This is a genomic window from Ohtaekwangia koreensis, from assembly GCF_900167975.1.
Lineage (GTDB): Bacteria > Bacteroidota > Bacteroidia > Cytophagales > Cyclobacteriaceae > Ohtaekwangia > Ohtaekwangia koreensis.
In genome coordinates, this window is the sequence record NZ_FUZU01000004.1 from 553,528 (window position 1) to 573,416 (window position 19,889).

Here is a 19,889-nt window from a genome sequence, read left to right on the forward strand (position 1 = left end):
AGCGGTTCAATAAAAAATATAGTAGTTTGTCTTTCAAATCCGAAGGTATGAAGATAACAAACATCACAAAACTAAGCTGCCTGCTGGCACTTTCTCTGTTCATCTCCTGCCAGTCGAAACACACAACTGAAACTGTAATGAAACCAAACGATCCACATTCATACGCACAACCCGGTATAGCCCGCGTAAAACATTTACACTGGAAAGCTTCTGTTGATTTCGATAAGAAGATGATCACTGCAGTGGCTACATGGACTATAGAAGCCAACGCTGATGCTGACCTCATTACATTTGATATAAAAGGACTCGCCATTGAGAAAGTAACGCTGAATAAAACTATAGCAACAGAATATAGACTATCGGAATACGATTCTATTTTCGGACAAGCACTTGCTATACTATTGAAACCCGGAACCACAGAAGTATCAATCTCCTATCACACCAATCCGGACGCGGAAGCGTTGCAATGGTTGAGTCCACAGCAAACGGCTGGAAAGAAGTATCCATTTCTCTTCACACAGTCACAGGCTATATTAGCCAGAAGCTGGGTACCTTGCCAGGATTCCCCCGGAGTACGCTTTACATACGATGCGGAAGTCACCGTTCCTAAAGATCTGTTGGCTTTGATGAGTGCTTCCAATCCACAATCAAAAAACGATACCGGCATATATACTTTTGAAATGAAGCAGCCGATACCCTCGTATCTGCTGGCGTTGTCGGTGGGAGACCTTTCTTTTAAACCGATCAGTTCACGATGTGGTATATATGCTGAACCTTCCCTCGTGGATACAAGCGCCTGGGAGTTTGCTGATCTTGAAAAAATGATTGCCGGTGCGGAAGAGCTCTATGGTAAATATCAATGGGATCGTTATGATGTATTGGTATTGCCACCCAGTTTTCCATTTGGAGGAATGGAGAACCCGCGGCTCACATTTGCAACGCCCACTATATTGGCCGGTGACCGCTCCCTCACTTCCCTCATTGCGCATGAACTGGCACACAGCTGGTCTGGCAATCTTGTTACCAATGCTACCTGGGACGATTTCTGGCTGAACGAAGGATTTACTGTATACTTCGAAACGCGCATCATGGAGAAACTATATGGTAAGGATTATGCAGAGATGCTGGCATCCCTCAATCTGCAAGGACTTCATGAAGAAATAAAATCGCTTACCGAAGCAGGCAATTCTGCCGATACAAAACTAAAGCTTCACCTGGAAGGAAGAAGTCCTGATGATGGAGTAACGGAGATCGCCTATAACAAAGGATATTATTTCCTGCGCACGATCGAAGAACAAAATGGTCGCGATAAATTTGATCAGTTTATAAAGGATTACTTTACAGAGAATGCTTTCAAAGTAATGACCACGGAAGAGTTTATTCCGTTTATCAAAAATTATTATCAGCAAAAATTCAATATAGCTTTATCGGATACATTGTTCAATGACTGGATATATACCGAGGGACTTCCATCTTATTGCCCTGCGCCTGTATCAGATCGTTTCAAGAAGGTTGACGAAACGCTTACGCAATGGAAAGCGGGCACTGCCATTCCACCTTCATCTATAGCAACCTGGAGTACACACGAGTGGTTGCACTTTCTGAAAAACTTACCAGATACACTTGATCAAAAACAAATTGCAGCGATTGACGACCTTGGTAAATTTACGGCCTCCGGGAACTCAGAGATCATTACAGCCTGGGGAGTGATCGCGATTCGCAATCAGTATAAAAAAATGTATCCGAAAATTGAAACATTCCTGATCAACACGGGACGCAGAAAATTCCTGATGCCGCTATACAGTGAGTTAATCAAAACGCCTGAAGGTAAAAAGCTTGCGTTAGATATATATAGCAAGGCACGTCCGAATTATCATTTTGTGGCCATCAGTAGTCTGGACAAGTTGTTGAAATAATATATAAAATAGAAATAGCATATATACCGCTGTTGGAAGTTTGCAGAACGATCTATAAAGGTTCTGCAAACTCTCCAGCAGCGATTTTCAAAAGCTTTGCAGCAGCGCAGCAGCTTTCTTCAAATGCGCAATCAGTGTTGCAGACTCCTCAAAATCCAACGTCTGCTGTCCATCGGAGGCAGCCTTCTCGGGCTCTTGATGTGTTTCATAAATTATACCATCCGCCCCTGCCATTACCGCTGCCAAAGCAACAGGCTCTACAAACTCGCGTATACCTATACCGTGTGAAGGATCTGCGACCACAGGTAAATGCGTTTTCTCCTTCAGAATAGGAATGGCATTTACATCCAGTGTATTTCTGCTGGCACGTTCATAGGTACGTATACCACGCTCACACAATATTAGTTTTTCATTCCCTGCTGCAAATACATATTCAGCAGAGTATAGTAATTCCTCGATTGTTCCGGATATACCACGCTTGATCATAACAGCCTTATCAACTTTACCAAGTTCATCCAGCAAATTAAAGTTCTGCGTATTGCGTGCACCTACCTGGAATACATCTACATAATCATACATCTCGACAATCTGGCTCACCTGCATTACTTCACTGATAATCTTGATACCAGCTTTCCTTGCCAACGTATACCACATCTTTAATCCATCTATACCCAAGCCTCTGAAAGCATACGGAGAACTGCGTGGCTTGAATACACCGCCCCGCATAATGCGCACTCCGTTCTTCACCAGGTGATCAATCGTCTTCTGTACCTGATCTTCATTTTCAATTGAACACGGACCAGCCATGATGGACAAATTGCCATCGCCAATAAGAACACCATCACCAAGATCAATATAGCTGCGACCAACCTTCCACTTTCGTGAGACAAGTTTATAATCATCGGATACACGATGTATATCTGATATACCCGGCAGCTGTCCGAGCTGACGGATATCAAAATCTTTTTTCCCGATAGCAACCAGGTAACTACCTCGTTGCGTTTTCACTTCCGTTGTTTTATACTCCAGACTTTTTACACGCGTGATAATAGATTCCTTGTCGGGGGTAGATATAGTGGGATTGAGTTGGATGATCATAGCACAGATTTTTAACGCTTACGTATTATTTATTCCTTAGTGATTTGACAAACTTTTCGATATCACCAGGTATATCTTTTGAATCTTTCAACAAGTTGATAAACGCACTTCCTACAATGGCACCGGCACTATATTGTGAAGCGTTGCTGAAGGTCGCATGATTCGAAATTCCGAAGCCGATGAGAAACGGATTCTTCAGATTCATTTTCTGCAAGCGCTCGAAATAGTTCGTTTGCTCGGCAGTAAAATTACCTTTGGCCCCGGTAATACTGGATGCTGATACAGCATATATAAATCCTTCTGTAACCGCATCAATTTTACGAATGCGATCTTCAGATGTTGTTGGCGAAATCAAAAATGTATTGCAAAGATTCAATGACTTGAATAAATCTTTATACTGTTCTTCAAACTCGTGTAGTGGCAAATCCGGAACAATCAATCCATCCACACCCAAAGCAGACGCATCTTTTGCGAACTTCTCAACACCATATTGAATAACAGGATTTATATACCCCATCAGAATAATGGGAAGCGTAACAGTCTTACGCAGTTCCTTGATTTGATCCAGGAGAAGATGCAACGTCATGCCGTTATCCAGCGCTACTTTATTACTCTCCTGGATAGTAGGTCCATCTGCAACCGGGTCCGAGAATGGTATACCGATTTCAATAATATCAGCACCTGATTTCTGCAACGCTTGGGCTATGGCCACAGTATCGTTCAATGCCGGGAAGCCAGCCGTATAGTATACATTTAGAATATTTCCTTTCTTCTTAGCGAATAGTTCTGTGATTCTGTTTTTCATTTCTGTAAGATGTTGAGTATAGGATGGAAGACGAATTGATAAATTATGTATAATCAATATTTACCCCATCGGATATAGGTCTCCAGATCTTTATCACCCCGACCCGAAAGATTTATAACGACAACATCATCTTTATCGAATTCAAACTGACTCAGCGCTGCTATAGCATGTGCAGATTCAATTGCAGGTATAATTCCTTCGAAGCGACTCAACTCAACACCGGCATTCATGGCCTCATCATCCGTTGCACTTACAAACTTGACACGTCCTACTTCACACAAGTGAGCATGCATCGGTCCTATACCCGGATAGTCTAATCCGGCAGATATAGAGTGCGGTTCTACCACCTGACCATCTTCCGTTTGCATCAACAACATTCTGCTTCCGTGCAACACGCCTACTTTACCCAACACCGTTGTGGCCGCAGACTCACCGGAATTGATTCCTTTTCCAGCGGCCTCAACGCCTACCAACGTAACATGTTCATCTTGCAGAAAATGATAGAATGCACCAGCGGCGTTGCTTCCACCGCCTACACAAGCAAATACATAATCCGGAAACGGATTGCCAATCTCTTCCTGTAATTGTTTCTTCATTTCATCGCTGATGACGGACTGAAATCTTGCGACCATGTCGGGATACGGATGCGGGCCCACCACAGAGCCAATGATATAGTGTGTGTCGGTAGGGTTGTTAATCCAATGACGCATCGCTTCGTTGGTAGCATCTTTCAAAGTCATGCTGCCACTCAGCGCAGGAACTACTTTTGCACCCAATATGCGCATGCGCTCAACATTGGGACGTTGCCGCTCCATATCAACTTTGCCCATATATACTATACATTCCATTCCCATCAGTGCGCATACCGTTGCCGTTGCAACACCGTGTTGTCCTGCGCCTGTCTCTGCTATAATCTTTTGTTTACCGAGTCGTTTTGCCAGCAGAATCTGTCCAATGGTGTTATTGACTTTATGTGCTCCGGTATGACACAAATCCTCACGCTTCAGGTATATCTTCGCGCCATACTTCTCTGACATTCGTTTGGCATGATAGAGCGGTGTAGGACGGCCTACATAATTTTTCAACAAGTCATCGAACTCTTTTTTAAAGTCATCCTGCTGGATGATGCGCAGGTAATTATTGCGGAGTTCTTCTACATTCGGATATAGCATCTCCGGAATGTAAGCACCTCCGAACTGACCATAATATCCGCGTTCGTCAACTGTATAATTCATGTTTTTTATTTTAGACATTGGACTTTGTATGTAAATGTGTGATCTGGGAAATCAATGAATTTAGCTTATCTATACTTTTCATCGCGGGCGCTGCTTCTACACCGCTGTTCACATCGAGCGCATGTATATTCATACCGTTGAGTGCCGTTACTGTGCCTATATTATCAGGCGTAATTCCACCGCTCAGAAAAAATGGTACCTGCTGATCATATTTTTTCAACAAAGACCAGTCAAACAACTGTGCATTCCCTCCATAGTATTTACCTTTTGTATCGAACAGGAAATAATCGGAAACTGGTTGATAAGGCTTCGTACCGTTGAAATCAAATTCTTCATCGACAGAAAAAACCTTGATAACTCCGATACCTTTACTTTTCATTTCCTGACATACTTCCACCGATTCATGCCCATGCAACTGCACGTAATCAAGCTGTAACTGTTTTGCAATACGAGTCATGTTTTCAACGGTCTCATTTACAAAAACACCTACGCGCTTGATTGAAGATGGAAAAAATTCCGGTAGCGAAAAATTTTCACCCACATATCGAGGCGACTTATCATAGAATATAAAACCCATGTAGTCGGGGCGCAATAAAGAAACCTCCAACACATTCATTCCATCCCGCATCCCGCAAACCTTCAGCTTTACATTCATATATATTCCCTATAGTATATTTATATCAACCACTCGCCGCTTATACTTTAAGCTTTCTATTTTAAGCTTTTGTCTTAATCCTCAATTCATCCATAAACTCCATCGCAGCGGTCTCCGGGCGGCTATGCTTCATAAAGTTCTCTCCCATCAGAAATCCTCTATACCCATGCTTCTTTAGTTCCAGTATAGTGTCCACGGACGAGATTCCGCTTTCAGATACTTTAACAATAGAATCAGGAATCATTGGTGCAAGTCTTTTGGAAACATCTATACTTACCTCAAAGGTTTTCAGGTTCCTGTTATTGACACCAATCAGATCGGCACCGGTCTCCAGATTTTTCTTCAGTTCATCTTCATCATGTACCTCCAGCAAAACTTCCAGTCCAAATGAATGTGCGAAGTCAGTTAATTCTTTTGAACGTTTCGGTTCGAGCACTGCTGCAATCAACAAGATTGCATCGGCTCCAATGGACTTCGCTTCAATAATCTGATATTCATCAATCGTAAAATCTTTACGAATGATGGGGCAAAAATTAAACTTACGCGCGGTCATTAAATCCTCATTGCTGCCACCGAAGAAAGGTTTATCAGTAAGTACCGACAACGCAGAGGCACCTGCCTGCATATAGCCAATCGAAGTGCGCTCTACGGAGGCATGTGCATTGATAATACCTTTGGAAGGAGATTTTCTTTTAAATTCTGCGATGATACCCGTCTTGTCTTCGCGGAGTATATATTTCTTCATTGAAACCGGAAGCGTTGAGAAGTATATACCTTTCTCCAGCAGCTTCACCGGGTACAGGCTTTTTCTTTCCTCTACTTCTTTGCGTTTCTGTTCAATGATCTCATCTAAGATATTCATAACGTTTTTTGTGTTGGGATGTTAGTGTGTACGTGGTTCTATGCCTGAAGAAGTTTTTTAAATGCTACGAGTGCTTTACCAGACGCCAACGCTTCTCTTGCTTTCGTTAGCGCAGAGGAAAGTCCTTCTTGTTGATGTCCCGAATATAGTGCCATGCCCGCGTTGGCGATCACAGCAGCATTTTGTGCTTCTGTTCCTTTGCCTTCGAGAATTTTCATAAACACTTTCGCCGATTCCTCTACAGTTTCCCCACCTTTCAAATCTTCATATTTCAATTGTGGTAATTCTAAATCTGCCGGCGTTGCCAGACGTTCGCCATGATTATAAAAATATTTAAAAGGACTCGTGAGCGATATCTCATCGTATCCATCCAGAGAATGAAGTATCACAAAATCTTTATCTGTATTCTGATATAGATACCCATACTGTCTGGCAAGCTCAAGACTAAATACACCTACCAGTTGTCGCTTTGGAAAAGCAGGATTAACCATTGGGCCTAACATATTGAAGAACGTTTTTACGCCGAGCTCCTTTCTGATAGGTGCTACATTTTTCATCGCGGGGTGAAACAAAGGAGCGTGCATGAAGCAGATGTTTGATCGATCAAGACTCCGCTTCAATTCGTCTACGTCACTGGTAAATTTATACCCAAAGTATTCCAGCAAATTCGAAGAACCACATGCTGACGACACGCCATAATTACCATGTTTGGCAACAGGCTGTCCTGCAGCCGCCACTACAAACGATGAAAGTGTAGATATATTAAACGTACTCTTTCCATCACCACCCGTTCCGCATACGTCCATCACGGGCTGATCGAATTTAGCAGGGAGACAAAGCTCGAGCATTGCATCGCGAAAGCCCTGTAGCTCATCAACGGTTATACTCCGCATCATGTATACCGTCATGAATGCTGTTGTCTGACTGGGATTATATTTGCCCGTTGCCAAGTCTACCAAAACCTGTTTAGCAGTTTCCTTGGTCAGTGAACGATGATCGATTAGTTCGTTTAGTATCTTTTTCATAATCATTACTTCATTGTATCCGTGGGCATTGTTAGTACCTATATTCGATTGGTATATATCTGTGTTTTAATTCTCAAGCCAGTTCTTGATCATCTTGGGACCTTCGGGAGTCATGATGGATTCGGGATGAAATTGTACTCCACGTACGTCATACCGCGCGTGTCGTAATCCCATTGCGAGTCCTTCATCATTTATAGCGGTAATTCTCAAGTCACTGGTGAAACTTTCAGGGAGCACGGCCCATGAATGATAATGCGTTGCCTGAAATTTCTCAGAAACTCCTTTGAATAAATATTCTGCTGAATCCTTTACTTCTACGATAGAGGTAACACCGTGAAGGACTTTCGGAATATTATATAGTGTGGCGCCATATACTTCTCCAATTCCCTGGTGGCCGAGACAAACTCCCAATATACTTTTTGTTGGACCATACTCACGAATCACGTCCTTCATGATTCCCGCTTCATCCGGAATGCCCGGACCTGGCGACAATAGTATCTTGTCGTATTTCTTCACTGCTTCCACACTAATCTTATCATTGCGAATGATGTCCACTTCATAGCCCAACTCACGTATGATATGCACTAAATTATAGGTAAACGAATCGTAATTATCGAGAACAAGTATTTTCATTTTCACTGATTATGATATTATGAGACAATTCTTCAAACTCTAAATCTTTTTGATCTTTCAACTATACTATATTTTCTCTGCCATTAATACCGCTTTGCGAAGTGCTGTGAGTTTATTATTTACCTCTTGCAATTCACTTTCCGCCTGCGATTTTGAGACCACTCCGGCTCCAGCCTGGTATATCAATTTATTTTCGTGGCTCAGAAATGTCCGGATCATGATCGCGTGATTGAATGATCCATCAAAACCGATAAAGCCAATCGCTCCTCCATAAAAGCTTCGGTTTGTATTCTCATATTTATTGATCAGTGACATTGCCATGTGCTTGGGCGCGCCCGACAATGTGCCGGCAGGAAAAGTATCGGCTGCCATACCAATGATCGAAGAGTCATTTTTCAATGTACCGGTAACCTTGGATACGAGGTGTATAACGTGTGAGTAGTACTGGATTTCTTTAAAGACTTCAACATGTACACTGGAAGCATTTCTGCTCATGTCGTTACGCGCGAGGTCTACCAGCATCACGTGCTCTGCATTTTCCTTTTCATCGGCTGCAAGTCTTTCGGCAATCGCTGCATCTTCCTGATCGTTACCCGATCTGCGGAACGTACCAGCAATCGGGTATATATGTGCTTTGCCACCTTTTACCTGAAGCTGTGCTTCGGGTGACGAACCAATCAATTTGAAGTTTCCATAATCAAAATAAAAAAGATACGGCGATGGATTGATAGACCGTAACGCACGGTATACATTAAACTCGTCACCTTTAAATCCGCATTGAAATCTTCTGGAGAGAACGATCTGGAATACATCTCCCCTATAGCAATGCTCTTTTCCTTTCTCGATTACTTTCAAAAATTCTTCGTCCGTGAAATTTGATTCCTCACCATTAACAAGCGAAAACTTATAGGTAGCAAAGCGATTACTGAAAATGATCTGCTCAATTCTATCGAGCGAGCCCGATCCTTGTGGTTGATAGGTGTGCTCGAACAAACTCAGCTCATTCGAAAAATGATCGACTACAATAACATAGCGGTAGAGTTTATATAATATATCCGGGATCAGCTTGTTCTTTTGATCTACGGATACATCTTCAAAGAAGCGTACTGCATCGTAGGACATATACCCGAAGAGACCGCAGTTGGGATATTTCGCTTCTGCATGCAGGGACACGTCAAACTTATTCCGGAAATCTTCCAGCAATGTTGTTACCTGACCAACGCCCGTGATAGTATCCTGCTTTGTAGAACCATCCGGATATTGAATGGACACTTCATTTTGTACAACCTGAAACGAGGCGATGGGGTCGCAGCAAATAAAGGATAAACTATTTTCATGACCGTGATAGTCCGAACTCTCCAGCAAGATGCTTCCGGCAAATACATCGCGTAGTTTCAGATATATATTTACAGGCGTGAGCGTGTCCGCGAGAAGTTTTTTCGTGTAGGTAGTAAGTTTATACTTCATTGTTCTCGTTGTGTTTATAGGCTTTTGAAGCTGTTATACTTTGATTTCTTTCAAGTTTGGGCAAAAAAAGAAGGCCTGCTGTGAACAGCAGGCCTTCGCGTTATTGTATTAACATAAAAAGGCTGTTCACATATCGTATCGCGATATATGCCACCACCAAGCTATGTTATTGAATTGTTTCATGTTTTATTCTGCTTTCTTTTTAGCAGGTGTTCTTTTCTTTGCAGGAGTAGCCGTAGCCTCTGCTGAATCTTTTTTAGAAGTCGCTCTTTTCAAGCGTGCTTTAATTGCATTCTTACTTCTTGTAACTCCGAAAGAGCCTATTGTGCGCTTTCCTTTTTTGCTTTTTTTATCTCCTCTTCCCATGAATAAATTGAATATTGATGCGGCAATAATAGTAAAGTCTTTATTGATTACAAATAATCCTGAAAAAAAATACAATTATTCAACAGCAAATTCCTTCCAACATTGAGACTGGAGAACGAAAGAACGTATCAAATCGGACCGCTATTTCCTTGCTGTAGGCATCAATGAGGGAAGACTCATCGCCATTACACCTGGATAAAGCTGGTGGATTTTTGTGAAGAACGAAGCTGTTGAAGCGGTCAGTTCAGAAAAGAAAATCATATCCGGCCGCTCATCGTACTGCATTAAATGCTGTTTTTCCAACGAGAATCTCCGTACCAGATAGCCTTTGTTTTCAAGATCACTAATCACGTCTTCACTATAATTATCCAGAAGCCACACTACACCCGTCATAAATTTTTTCTTTTGACATACTATATTCTCAACCATTATGCCAAGCGCCAAATCAGTGCGCCAGGGCATTTTCATCACGAATATTCTCCCAACAAAAGAAATGGCGAATAAACTAATTCTCAGGCCAGGCGTTTATAAAATAAAAAACATGTTATGGCCAAAGCATCAATAGAATTGATTCAGGCACTGCGCAAAACTGCCGACAACCTGGAGAGAACAGCGGAGTATCAGTGGGGACATATGGGCTCTTGCAACTGCGGTTTCCTTGCGCAGGAAATTACAAGACTTCGTAAAGATGAAATTCATAAACGCGCCATGCAAAGGTATGGCGACTGGAACGAACAACTCAATGACTACTGTCCAACGAGCGGTTATGCAATGGATGATCTAATCAGTGAGATGTTGTTGTTCGGCTTTGATGTTGATGACCTGAAACACCTCGAGCGCCTGTCTGATGGTAATGTGCTTGCATTATTGCCGCTTGAAGAAAGAAATCTGCAGCGCAATGTAAAGCCGGATGTAGTAAAGTATATACGCACGTGGGCGCTGATGCTGGAGAATAGATTATTAGATCAGATATATCTTCCTTCTTTTCTTACGAATACGGAGACTATTTTATAAAGATTTATCTGGGGATATAGTATAGGTGATAAACCCAGGGTTGCCTGGGTTTATTATTTAAGGAATTTATGTGCTTGAAGTGCGTGTGTTGTTGTGCTTTGCGCGGGAGGGTAAACTGCGGTTTCTATGAGTGAGTAGGCCGTGCTATAAATATGGCTACACATTTTCGATCATAGGCGATCGAAAATGTGTAGCCACTTTGTTGTTTGCAAATCTGCGATTTGCAACGCTCGGATCTCTGACTCAATAATCTCAACTTTCAATACATCAGCTATATACTTTGTGCATGGCGCAGGATTCATCATTAAGATTCAAGTTCCCAACCCACAAAATTAGATGATGGTTGTAAAATCTCGAACATCCCATATATACCTAACCGGACACTCCGTTTGAAAACATCAAACTTCTGGATGCGAGCCGGTATATATACTACTCAGAATAAAAACCCTAAGCGGATATAGAACATGTCCCCATCTTTGCTGTGTGCGAGTTCTGCTGCGAGCACGCCCATGTTAAAGGGTGTGAGCCAGATGCCTCCTCCTACACCTTTGTGCCACACCTCTGATTTACCATCGGCTGCACTTGGATCTTTTCCGGTCGCATCTTTATACCACACACGTCCTACATCGAAGAAGCCATTGATACCAACTGATGCCGGGAACAGGTAAGATCTGAAACTGGCGACTCGTAACCGTACTTCGTTGTTGCTATAGAAATCACGGTCACCATAGAAACGGGTTTTACGATAGCCTCTTAATTCGGTTTTACCATCAAGGATCTGTGCTTGGTATACTTCATACCTGCCTGTATTTATACCACCACCGGCACGCAACGCAAACGTAACGCGTGCGGGCAATCTAAAAGATTGGTAGAATGCTATAGAAGCGTTGTGTGCCGAGTAGTTATGAGCATCTGATTCAAAGCCTTTCATCCACGCAGAAGATTCCTTGATTAAAACACCACGCGTGGTGAGGTTGGCGTTGTCACGCTTGTCGATGATCCACTCGGTACGAACCCCGCCAAACGTCTTTACATTCTCGAATAAAGGATCTGTCTGTGTCGCTGCGTAGTCTAATATATAGCGTGGTGATTTTGTAGGTCTTTCAATTTCCATGCGCTGGTATGCCGGACCTATTTTAAAAAGTCCTGCACTACCAAACGGTCGCGTAAGCATGGCCTGCAAGTCAATCTGTTGCAGGCGGATCCGATAGTAATCTATAGCCGTTCTAAGATTTGAGTAATCATCTCGCTTGTCGTCAAATGTAGTCTCGTTACCCCAACCGAAAAAGTTATTCACAAAGTTAGGAGCCTTTACATCAAAGTCGAGTGCTATACCCCATTTGCCAAACACCTGCGAAAACCTTCCATCATACTTGAAATTATAGGAGGATGTGAGCGGAGCATAGCTTGCCAGAAAAAGCTGCTGACTTTTATAGGGAGTTTTGCGGAACCCGTGTGTGGTATATAAAAATCCTCCTCCAATAAATATACCATCGTCATAATTGAAGTTGGCGTAAACCAATGGTGCCAACACAGGGTATCGAAAAGCTCTGCGATCATATAGGTTCACAGCAGGATCATTCGATGTCTTATCAACCACATGACGCTTGTTGTTGATAACCACTCCGGATCGCTGATCGTATACCTTATAAGGACTATGCCATCCTTTTATAGCCGCTGTGTTCTTTACGGTGTCACTTCCATCACCACCGATTACGCGCACAGTAATTTTATTCTTTCCTTCCCCGGAGAAATTGAAAATATCATCGCCTCCTAATCCATACAAGCGAACTTCTTTTGTTTCGTCTGGAAGAAATTTGCGTTCGTATAGCCTGTCCGATTTCTCGCCTGATTTGTTTACCTTATATATACGTACCGATACATTTCCATCGGTCTCATGCTGTACATCGAAGTATTCACGCTTATCAGAACCGGTTATATCCACTTCACGCGCCAGAAATTTATAGTGCTCAAGCGCATACTCCTGCAAATGATTCCGTCTTGATTTTAGTTTACGAATGATCTCTTCGCCATGCAGTTTATAAATTTCTACAGGCAATTGTTTTACTGAGGCTTCGATCGATTCATCGGTTAATACCTTCTGAAGACTCTTCGCTTGCTCTATCCATTGCTCGGAAGATGGCTTGTTGAGAAAACTTCTGTCGAAGTAACGCGCATTGAACATAAAGCCAGGTGTCCAACGGACTTCATCATGAAACCCTTCAAACTTTGGCAACGCCCATTTGCGGCTCCATACTTTCGCAAGCAGTCCATCACTTACAAAAAGTGCCTGATCGCGATCGCGAGGTATAGGTCTATAGTATTCAGATTTCTTTTCCTTGAAAGATGCCCATCGCCACTGGTCGTCATGACGATCCCAATCCCCTATCACAATATCAAACAACCGCGAGCGCAGCACAAACTCCTGGTCAACATAATTATCATTGTCTTCTGTGAGCTTGGCTAGTACCTTATCTGTGCTGATGATCTTTTTTGAATTTCCGAAATACGATTTACTGCTTGCATCACCAGCCGGACGTTCTTCGAACAGCATTAATGTATTGGCGAATTCCTTCCGGTATATTCCGAAACGCGGATCATCAGGTATATATACTACAACCGGATTGGTGTGATATATACCGGCCACTTCGGCCAAGGGACTTGCAGCAATTGCTCCATACGGATGTGCGGCAGAGATCTGGTCTTGCACAATATCGGCAGCAAATGTTTTTTGCAACATGACGGGCACCGCCTTTTCAGGATATTTTTCGATGGAACGAAGTGTATATTCCTGCTCCACCGAATCGGCAAGTCGCAAGGAAAGTGTCTGCATGCCCCCACCTTTCTGAATAATTTTCAACCCACCGTTTACTGACCCGATGTTAAAGACCGGAACTTCTATATCCTGCTTCCATTCATTCCTATAATTCTTTCCGAGTACTTTCTTATGAAAACCGCCAGCTTCATATCGATCACTTGCATGCGTGCGCATAGTCTTAGAAAAATCCGGTAACGTCTGGTCGGTCAGTGCTTGTGGTATTACAGACGGCTTAACTTGTACGTTGTAGGCTGCATCATTTTTTCCGATCTCAAAAAAATCTATAGAAGCAGCGCCTCCCGAAGAAACATCTACTTTCACGAAGCCCATAGCCGGAGAAGCAAACCGTGAATAACCCTTTTGTTTTACGAATGTATATTTAGAACCTGAGCCACTGGTTACATAATGCACGCTGTCTTTCCATATATATTGTAAAGCATGTTCGTGGCCATTTACGTATATAGTCTCCGGGTATTTTTTCAGTAAACCCGCCATGAACTTTATATACCTTCTGTAAATCGGATGTTGTGTGTCTTGTATATCACCAATGAATTTACGGTACAGGGGGTATATCGAGCCAACACCTGGCATGGGTATATACAGATCGTGGTTGAGGTCGAGAAATGGAAAGAGGTGATCCTTCCAGGTGAATACGCCACCATGTTCACCATAGGTATAGAGTGGATGGTGTGCCGCGACTATAACACGTTTACCGGCATTCCGGTTAAATATATCTTCCAGTTGTATCAACGCATCTTCCGGGTATTTCACTTCGCATGGGCTGTCATCACCTTCCGGCTTGTCCCATGGATGCAGAAACCATTGTGAGTCTATAATTACCAGTACGGCATCTTTACCTAACGGTACCTCCACTGGTCCGGGACAACCTTCCTCCGGTTGGAAATGGATTTTATCATTGTGTAGGGAATCGATCCACGCTTCCTCATTATTGATTTGCTTGAGGCCGCCTCTTTGTCCTTTCTTCCAGTCGTGGTTCCCGGGGATGAAGTATATATCCGAGTTGAATCCTTGCAGTAAATTCAGTTGTGCTTTTAAAATCGATTCAGCTTCCGCCCGTCCTTTTTCATCGGCAGCAGGCAGACCCTTGGGATAAATATTATCACCCAGAAAGATTACTACAGATTGTACCGAAGGATCATACTTCTTTTGTAATAATTCCTTGAGGCCATTCGTTGGTAAGGTTGGTTCTCCGGCATCGCCAATCAGATAGAGGCTAAAACTCTGTTTCTGAGCATAGAGTGGAGCGGTAAAAAAACAGAACAGTAAAACGTAAATGGGTCTAAGTCTAATCATAAGTACACACTAATATTATAGATGAAGGAACTACATTACTCCTGCACAGGTTAATGGTATACCCTCCATTCTTCGTCAAACTAAATACAAATTTTGTTAGTTTTAGGTTTATCTTCCACGAAAGTATGATTGAAACGGAATTGGTTCTGAAAGCTAAGGCTTATGCCGAAGAAATCCTTAGTAATAAACTGCCAAAAAGTTGTGTATATCACAACTTACTCCATACACAGGAAGTGGCGAAAGCCGCTTACGAAATCGGTACCGCTTCGAATCTTACAGATGAACAGATGGAAACTGTACTTATATCTGCCTGGCTTCACGATATAGGTTATCTGAATGGACCCATTGGTCATGAAAAAGAATCTGCCAGTATAGCTGTTAAACTTTTACGGGATTGGAAAGCTTCGGAACAAAAAATGGAAGATGTACAACGCACGATCCTGGCCACAGCCGTGCCGCAATCTCCGAAAGATATCATGGGAGAAGTTTTGTGTGATGCCGATCTCCATCATTTAGCGAAAGCTGACATCCGAGAACGCGGTAAAAAACTTCGTGAAGAATTTGCTGCTACTAAAACGCTATATTTCGCCTCGGATGACGAGTGGCTTGAATTCAATCTGAAATTTATCAAGAGCCATGATTATTTTACCGACTATGGCAAGCGTATACTTCAACCTTTAAAAAAACAGAATATCAAACGACTTAAGAACGAACTGCGACCGGATACTTCGGGCAAGGGATTGGAAGAAATGGAGAAAGAGATTGAAAAGCTCCGGAAGAAGGTTGAGAAGGGTTCACGTCCTGATCGTGGTATTGAAACAATGTTCCGTACTACATTGGAGAATCATATCAATCTGAGTGGTATGGCCGATACCAAGGCCAACATTATGATTTCTATTAATACGATCATTCTGTCGATTGTGGTCAGTGTACTTTTCAGAAAGCTTGAAGAGTTTCCGCACCTTGTAGTACCTACATTAATGCTGGTGTTAACGTGCCTCTTTGCAATTGTAATGGCGATTCTGGCTACACGCCCAAATATAGCGGAAGGTAAATTTACACGCGAAGACATCCTTAATAAGAAAACGAACCTGCTGTTCTTCGGTAACTTTCACAACATGCAGCTGAAAGATTACGAGTGGGGTATGCGCGAAATGATGAAGGATTACGATTACCTCTATGGAAGTATGATCAAAGATATATACTTTCTGGGCAAGGTGCTGGCGAAGAAGTACAAGTTCATCCGCCTTTCGTATACTATATTTATGTTTGGTTTTGTAGCTTCTAACGTGACGTTCCTGTTCGTTACCATGCTCTACTATCAACCATACTCTATTAAGGATTTACTGCTACCTTAAACGGAAGCACGTATACAGCACAATCTTTCGGTCTGTTATTTTGATTCGGGAATCGCATCCAGTTCGTGAGCCTGGCTTCTTCTATCAGTCCGCATTTTTCCAACACGCGAATCGATGCTATATTCTCCAGGTCTACATAGGTGCCTATGCGATATACATTTCTTTGCTTCAGCAACAGCTGCATCGTTTCCTTACACGCCTCAGTGGTATATCCTTTATTCCAGTAATTAGGGCTTAATATATAGCCGAACTGGATCTTTCCGTTTTCGTTGATGATGCCTACGCTGCCAATAAGCCTGCCGTCTGCCTTCAGGCGGATGGTATAGGTGTAGTCCGTTCCCTCCTTCCATGCCCATATGGCATATTGTAAAAACGAACGCGTTTCATCCATCGTCTGGTGTGTGCGCCAGGAAACATACCGGGTGGCTTCAGGTTTGCTGGTGTATGTATAAAAAATTTCCTCTGCATCTTCGTACCTTAGCCGCTGAAGCACTAACCGTTCGGTTAAAAACTGATCCGGTAAATCAAGTCGTATCATTAGTCAAATAAAACTAGAAATGGCGAAAGACAGCAACATCGTTCATCAGTATTTCAAAAAAGAAATTGAAGGAATTAAAATCCTTGTAAAAGTAAACCCGATTCTTTTTACAGGCTCCGAGATTACCATTGATACCGATGGCCATGCCGAATTACGCGAACTTGAATTTGACAAAGATATATTCGAAGATCTAAAAGCGGATGAATTTGAAGATGCGAGCCCACTCGAATTTAATTTATATCTCAATGGATTAGTGTAACGCTACGTATACACTCGTAATCATTCATCATAAAGCATAACCATCTTTCGAATGCGGTCTTCAATTTTTTCGGAAGTAAGTTTTTCGCGCATGCGGTCTACCATGATGGGAAATGCAAACGGTGTTGGTTTCTCCGGATGTGTAATGACAATTCGTTGATGCGCAATACGATCGAGTGCTCTGCGCAGCCGCGCTTCCTCCAGTTGAAAATCCATTACCTCATCAAAAGCCTGCCGCAGCAACAGGTTGTGTGCATCGTAATCATTAAAGACATTGAAGAACAACTGCGAAGTTGATTGAAGGTGCCTGTCCTTTACCGGTTTACCAGGATACCCTTTGAATACAAGGCCAGATATAGCAGCAATGTCGCGGAATTTTCTGCGCGCCATCTCCGTTGAATTTATACTCGCCTGTATATCTATCATCAGGTTATCGATGCCTAGTACGTTAGTTTCAACCGCTTCCTCTATAGGTATAGGTTGATCAGAAAGCAATTCGAATCCATAATCGTTCATGGCTATAGAGAATGTGATCGGCTGAATCTGCGCAATACGGTGTGCCACCAACGCTCCCATTCCTTCATGAACAAAGCGTCCTTCGAAAGGATACATGAGCACATGATAGCCTTCATCGCTCTGAAAATATTCGATCAGAAATTCATGTTTACCGGGCAAATGAGAGCGCTCACGCTGCAGATCAAATACCGGTTTTAGAAATTGCATCTCTACATCGGTTTCTTTTCCGCGCACGACTTCGTCCAGCTTGTTACGAATGAGTTCACTCATCTGTGAAGACAACGGCATTCGTCCACCTTGCCAGGAAGGAACAGCGCCTGATTTTTTATTAGTCTTCCGAACCTGCGCTTCCATTTCCTTAATGCGTACGAGTTCCAGGTTCTTACCGGCAAACCAGAATACATCTCCGGGCGATAACCGAGATATAAAATATTCTTCGATCGTGCCTAAGTATTTACCCGAAACAAAACGAACGAACAATGAAGCATCCCCCACGATGGTACCAATCGAAAGACGATGCCGCATAGCGATCGCTCGGTTCTCAATCCTATATATACCATTGTATATAATTACCTTCCTGTATTCATCGTAAGCCTGAAGGGAATCGCCACCCGTAGTAATAAAATTCAGAATCCATATCCATTCATCCTCCGTCATGCTTGAAAAGCTGAAGGTTCCTTTTACTTCCTTGTATATCTCATCCGGGTGAAATCCCTCCGAGATGGCGAGCGTGATCAGATATTGCATCAACACATCGAACGAACGGATATAGGGCAATCGGTCTTCAACAATCTTCTTCTTGATCGCTTCGCGTATACCGGCAGCTTCCATAAGCTCAAGCGAATGTGTGGGCACAAAATATATACGGCTTACAGCACCGGGTTGGTGTCCGCTCCTTCCCGCACGTTGTAAAAAGCGGGCAACACCTTTTGGTCCTCCGATCTGTATAACGGTTTCCACCGGACGAAAATCTACTCCGAGATCAAGACTCGATGTACAAACCACTGCTTTCAATCTGCCTTCATGCAATTGATCTTCTACCCAACTTCGTAACTCCTGACTTATGGAACCATGGTGCATCGCGATGAGTCCGGAGAGTTCAGGTGCTTTGTCTAACATCTTCTGATACCAGATCTCAGCAAAAGATCGCGTGTTGGTAAAGATCAACGTGGTACCACTGCCTTTTACAATGTCCACTACCTTTTGCAGTAAATGTATACCGAGATGTCCCGCCCACGGCATTTTATCAACTGAGTCGGGAAGTATAGACACTACTTCAATTTTCTTTTCAATGTCGGCCTTAATGATACTATATTTCTTTTCCTCGTAATAATTACCGAGCAACGCATGCAGGGCTTCGTCCATGTTACCGATGGTAGCAGATATACCCCACACCTTCAGATCCGGTGCAACGTGTTTTAAACGCGATAGCGCAAGCTCTACTTGTACTCCACGCTTGGAGCCCATGAGTTCATGCCACTCATCGGCCACCAATACTTTCAGGTCTTTGAAAAAATCGTGATAGCCTTTTTGAGCGAGTAGTAAATGAAGACTCTCTGGTGTTGTAATTAAAAGTTCGGGAGGTTTTTCTCTTTGTCGCGCACGCTCTTTCACCGATGTATCACCAGAGCGCACGCCAACTTTCCACGGAAGTTCAAGCCCTTCGATCAAACGGTTTGCCGACAATTCAATTTCTTTTGACAGCGCGCGTATCGGTGTGATCCAGATGGCCTGCAGTCCATTGCTTTTTTGTTTCTTATAGTCGGGATGATTTCGGATGAACTCAAGCATGAGCGGCATCATGAGTGAATAGGTTTTACCGCTGCCTGTAGGCGCGTTCACCAATCCGTTCTGGCCGTTCAGATATGCCTTCCACGCATCGATCTGGAATGGAAAAGGTTTCCACCCACGCTCCGTGAACCAATCTTTTCCTACTTTTACTATATCAATGGCCATTGAAAATAAAATTAAAATTTATGCGCATGGCAAAAAACATTTTTCACTGCCCGCG

Annotated in this window: 17 protein-coding genes; 5 read left to right on the forward strand and 12 right to left on the reverse strand. The window is 42.9% G+C overall.

What is annotated here, in order from left to right:
* The first annotated feature begins 47 nt into the window (after positions 1–47).
* Positions 48–1,916: a M1 family metallopeptidase gene (locus B5Y40_RS25630; RefSeq protein ID WP_079689712.1), complete on the forward strand. Its 1,869-nt coding sequence runs from the start codon at positions 48–50 to the stop codon at positions 1,914–1,916.
* A gap of 87 nt (positions 1,917–2,003) precedes the next feature.
* On the opposite strand, the gene B5Y40_RS25635 is transcribed toward B5Y40_RS25630, so the two are convergent.
* The 8 genes from B5Y40_RS25635 to B5Y40_RS25670 all read right to left on the reverse strand — a co-directional run bounded on the left by B5Y40_RS25635 (position 2,004) and on the right by B5Y40_RS25670 (position 9,696).
* Entirely contained in the window at positions 2,004–3,014 is a 1,011-nt protein-coding gene (locus B5Y40_RS25635; RefSeq protein ID WP_079689713.1) for a bifunctional 3-deoxy-7-phosphoheptulonate synthase/chorismate mutase, read from the reverse strand.
* 25 nt (positions 3,015–3,039) lie between these two features.
* Positions 3,040–3,819 (reverse strand): tryptophan synthase subunit alpha, encoded by a 780-nt coding sequence (gene trpA, locus B5Y40_RS25640; RefSeq protein ID WP_079689714.1) that lies wholly within the window; start codon positions 3,817–3,819, stop codon positions 3,040–3,042.
* Between the two features lie 53 nt (positions 3,820–3,872).
* On the reverse strand, positions 3,873–5,054 hold the full coding sequence (gene trpB, locus B5Y40_RS25645) for a tryptophan synthase subunit beta (RefSeq protein ID WP_079690014.1): 1,182 nt from the start codon (positions 5,052–5,054) through the stop codon (positions 3,873–3,875).
* Between the two features lie 10 nt (positions 5,055–5,064).
* Entirely contained in the window at positions 5,065–5,709 is a 645-nt protein-coding gene (locus B5Y40_RS25650; RefSeq protein WP_079689715.1) for a phosphoribosylanthranilate isomerase, read from the reverse strand.
* A gap of 61 nt (positions 5,710–5,770) precedes the next feature.
* Positions 5,771–6,571 (reverse strand): indole-3-glycerol phosphate synthase TrpC, encoded by an 801-nt coding sequence (gene trpC, locus B5Y40_RS25655; protein ID WP_079689716.1) that lies wholly within the window; start codon positions 6,569–6,571, stop codon positions 5,771–5,773.
* A 38-nt stretch (positions 6,572–6,609) separates the two neighbouring features.
* A complete protein-coding gene (trpD, locus tag B5Y40_RS25660) occupies positions 6,610–7,596 on the reverse strand; it encodes an anthranilate phosphoribosyltransferase (protein WP_079690015.1) in 987 nt (328 codons plus the stop codon).
* A gap of 66 nt (positions 7,597–7,662) precedes the next feature.
* Positions 7,663–8,229 (reverse strand): anthranilate synthase component II, encoded by a 567-nt coding sequence (locus B5Y40_RS25665; protein WP_079689717.1) that lies wholly within the window; start codon positions 8,227–8,229, stop codon positions 7,663–7,665.
* Between the two features lie 66 nt (positions 8,230–8,295).
* Positions 8,296–9,696, reverse strand: coding sequence for an anthranilate synthase component I family protein (locus B5Y40_RS25670; protein ID WP_079689718.1), 1,401 nt, complete (start codon positions 9,694–9,696; stop codon positions 8,296–8,298).
* 181 nt (positions 9,697–9,877) lie between these two features.
* Between B5Y40_RS25670 and B5Y40_RS30185 the strand changes: the two genes are divergently transcribed.
* A complete protein-coding gene (locus B5Y40_RS30185) occupies positions 9,878–10,168 on the forward strand; it encodes a hypothetical protein (RefSeq protein ID WP_245840787.1) in 291 nt (96 codons plus the stop codon).
* 35 nt (positions 10,169–10,203) lie between these two features.
* Here B5Y40_RS30185 and B5Y40_RS25680 read toward each other — a convergent pair whose 3' ends face one another.
* Positions 10,204–10,524, reverse strand: coding sequence for a hypothetical protein (locus B5Y40_RS25680; RefSeq protein WP_159453816.1), 321 nt, complete (start codon positions 10,522–10,524; stop codon positions 10,204–10,206).
* A gap of 84 nt (positions 10,525–10,608) precedes the next feature.
* Between B5Y40_RS25680 and B5Y40_RS25685 the strand changes: the two genes are divergently transcribed.
* Positions 10,609–11,076, forward strand: a complete 468-nt coding sequence (locus B5Y40_RS25685) for a hypothetical protein (protein ID WP_079689721.1) — start codon at positions 10,609–10,611, stop codon at positions 11,074–11,076.
* Positions 11,077–11,509: 433 nt separating this feature from the next.
* On the opposite strand, the gene B5Y40_RS25690 is transcribed toward B5Y40_RS25685, so the two are convergent.
* On the reverse strand, positions 11,510–15,208 hold the full coding sequence (locus B5Y40_RS25690) for a BamA/TamA family outer membrane protein (protein ID WP_079689722.1): 3,699 nt from the start codon (positions 15,206–15,208) through the stop codon (positions 11,510–11,512).
* A gap of 125 nt (positions 15,209–15,333) precedes the next feature.
* On the opposite strand from B5Y40_RS25690, the gene B5Y40_RS25695 reads away from it, so the two are divergent.
* On the forward strand, positions 15,334–16,566 hold the full coding sequence (locus tag B5Y40_RS25695) for a Pycsar system effector family protein (RefSeq protein ID WP_079689723.1): 1,233 nt from the start codon (positions 15,334–15,336) through the stop codon (positions 16,564–16,566).
* Here the strand turns inward: B5Y40_RS25695 and B5Y40_RS25700 are convergent.
* A complete protein-coding gene (locus B5Y40_RS25700; RefSeq protein ID WP_079689724.1) occupies positions 16,544–17,104 on the reverse strand; it encodes a GNAT family N-acetyltransferase in 561 nt (186 codons plus the stop codon). The genes B5Y40_RS25695 and B5Y40_RS25700 overlap by 23 nt on opposite strands.
* 19 nt (positions 17,105–17,123) lie before the next feature.
* Between B5Y40_RS25700 and B5Y40_RS25705 the strand changes: the two genes are divergently transcribed.
* Positions 17,124–17,363, forward strand: coding sequence for a hypothetical protein (locus B5Y40_RS25705; protein ID WP_079689725.1), 240 nt, complete (start codon positions 17,124–17,126; stop codon positions 17,361–17,363).
* Between the two features lie 20 nt (positions 17,364–17,383).
* Here B5Y40_RS25705 and B5Y40_RS25710 read toward each other — a convergent pair whose 3' ends face one another.
* Entirely contained in the window at positions 17,384–19,834 is a 2,451-nt protein-coding gene (locus tag B5Y40_RS25710) for a ligase-associated DNA damage response DEXH box helicase (protein ID WP_079689726.1), read from the reverse strand.
* Between the last annotated feature and the right edge of the window lie 55 nt (positions 19,835–19,889).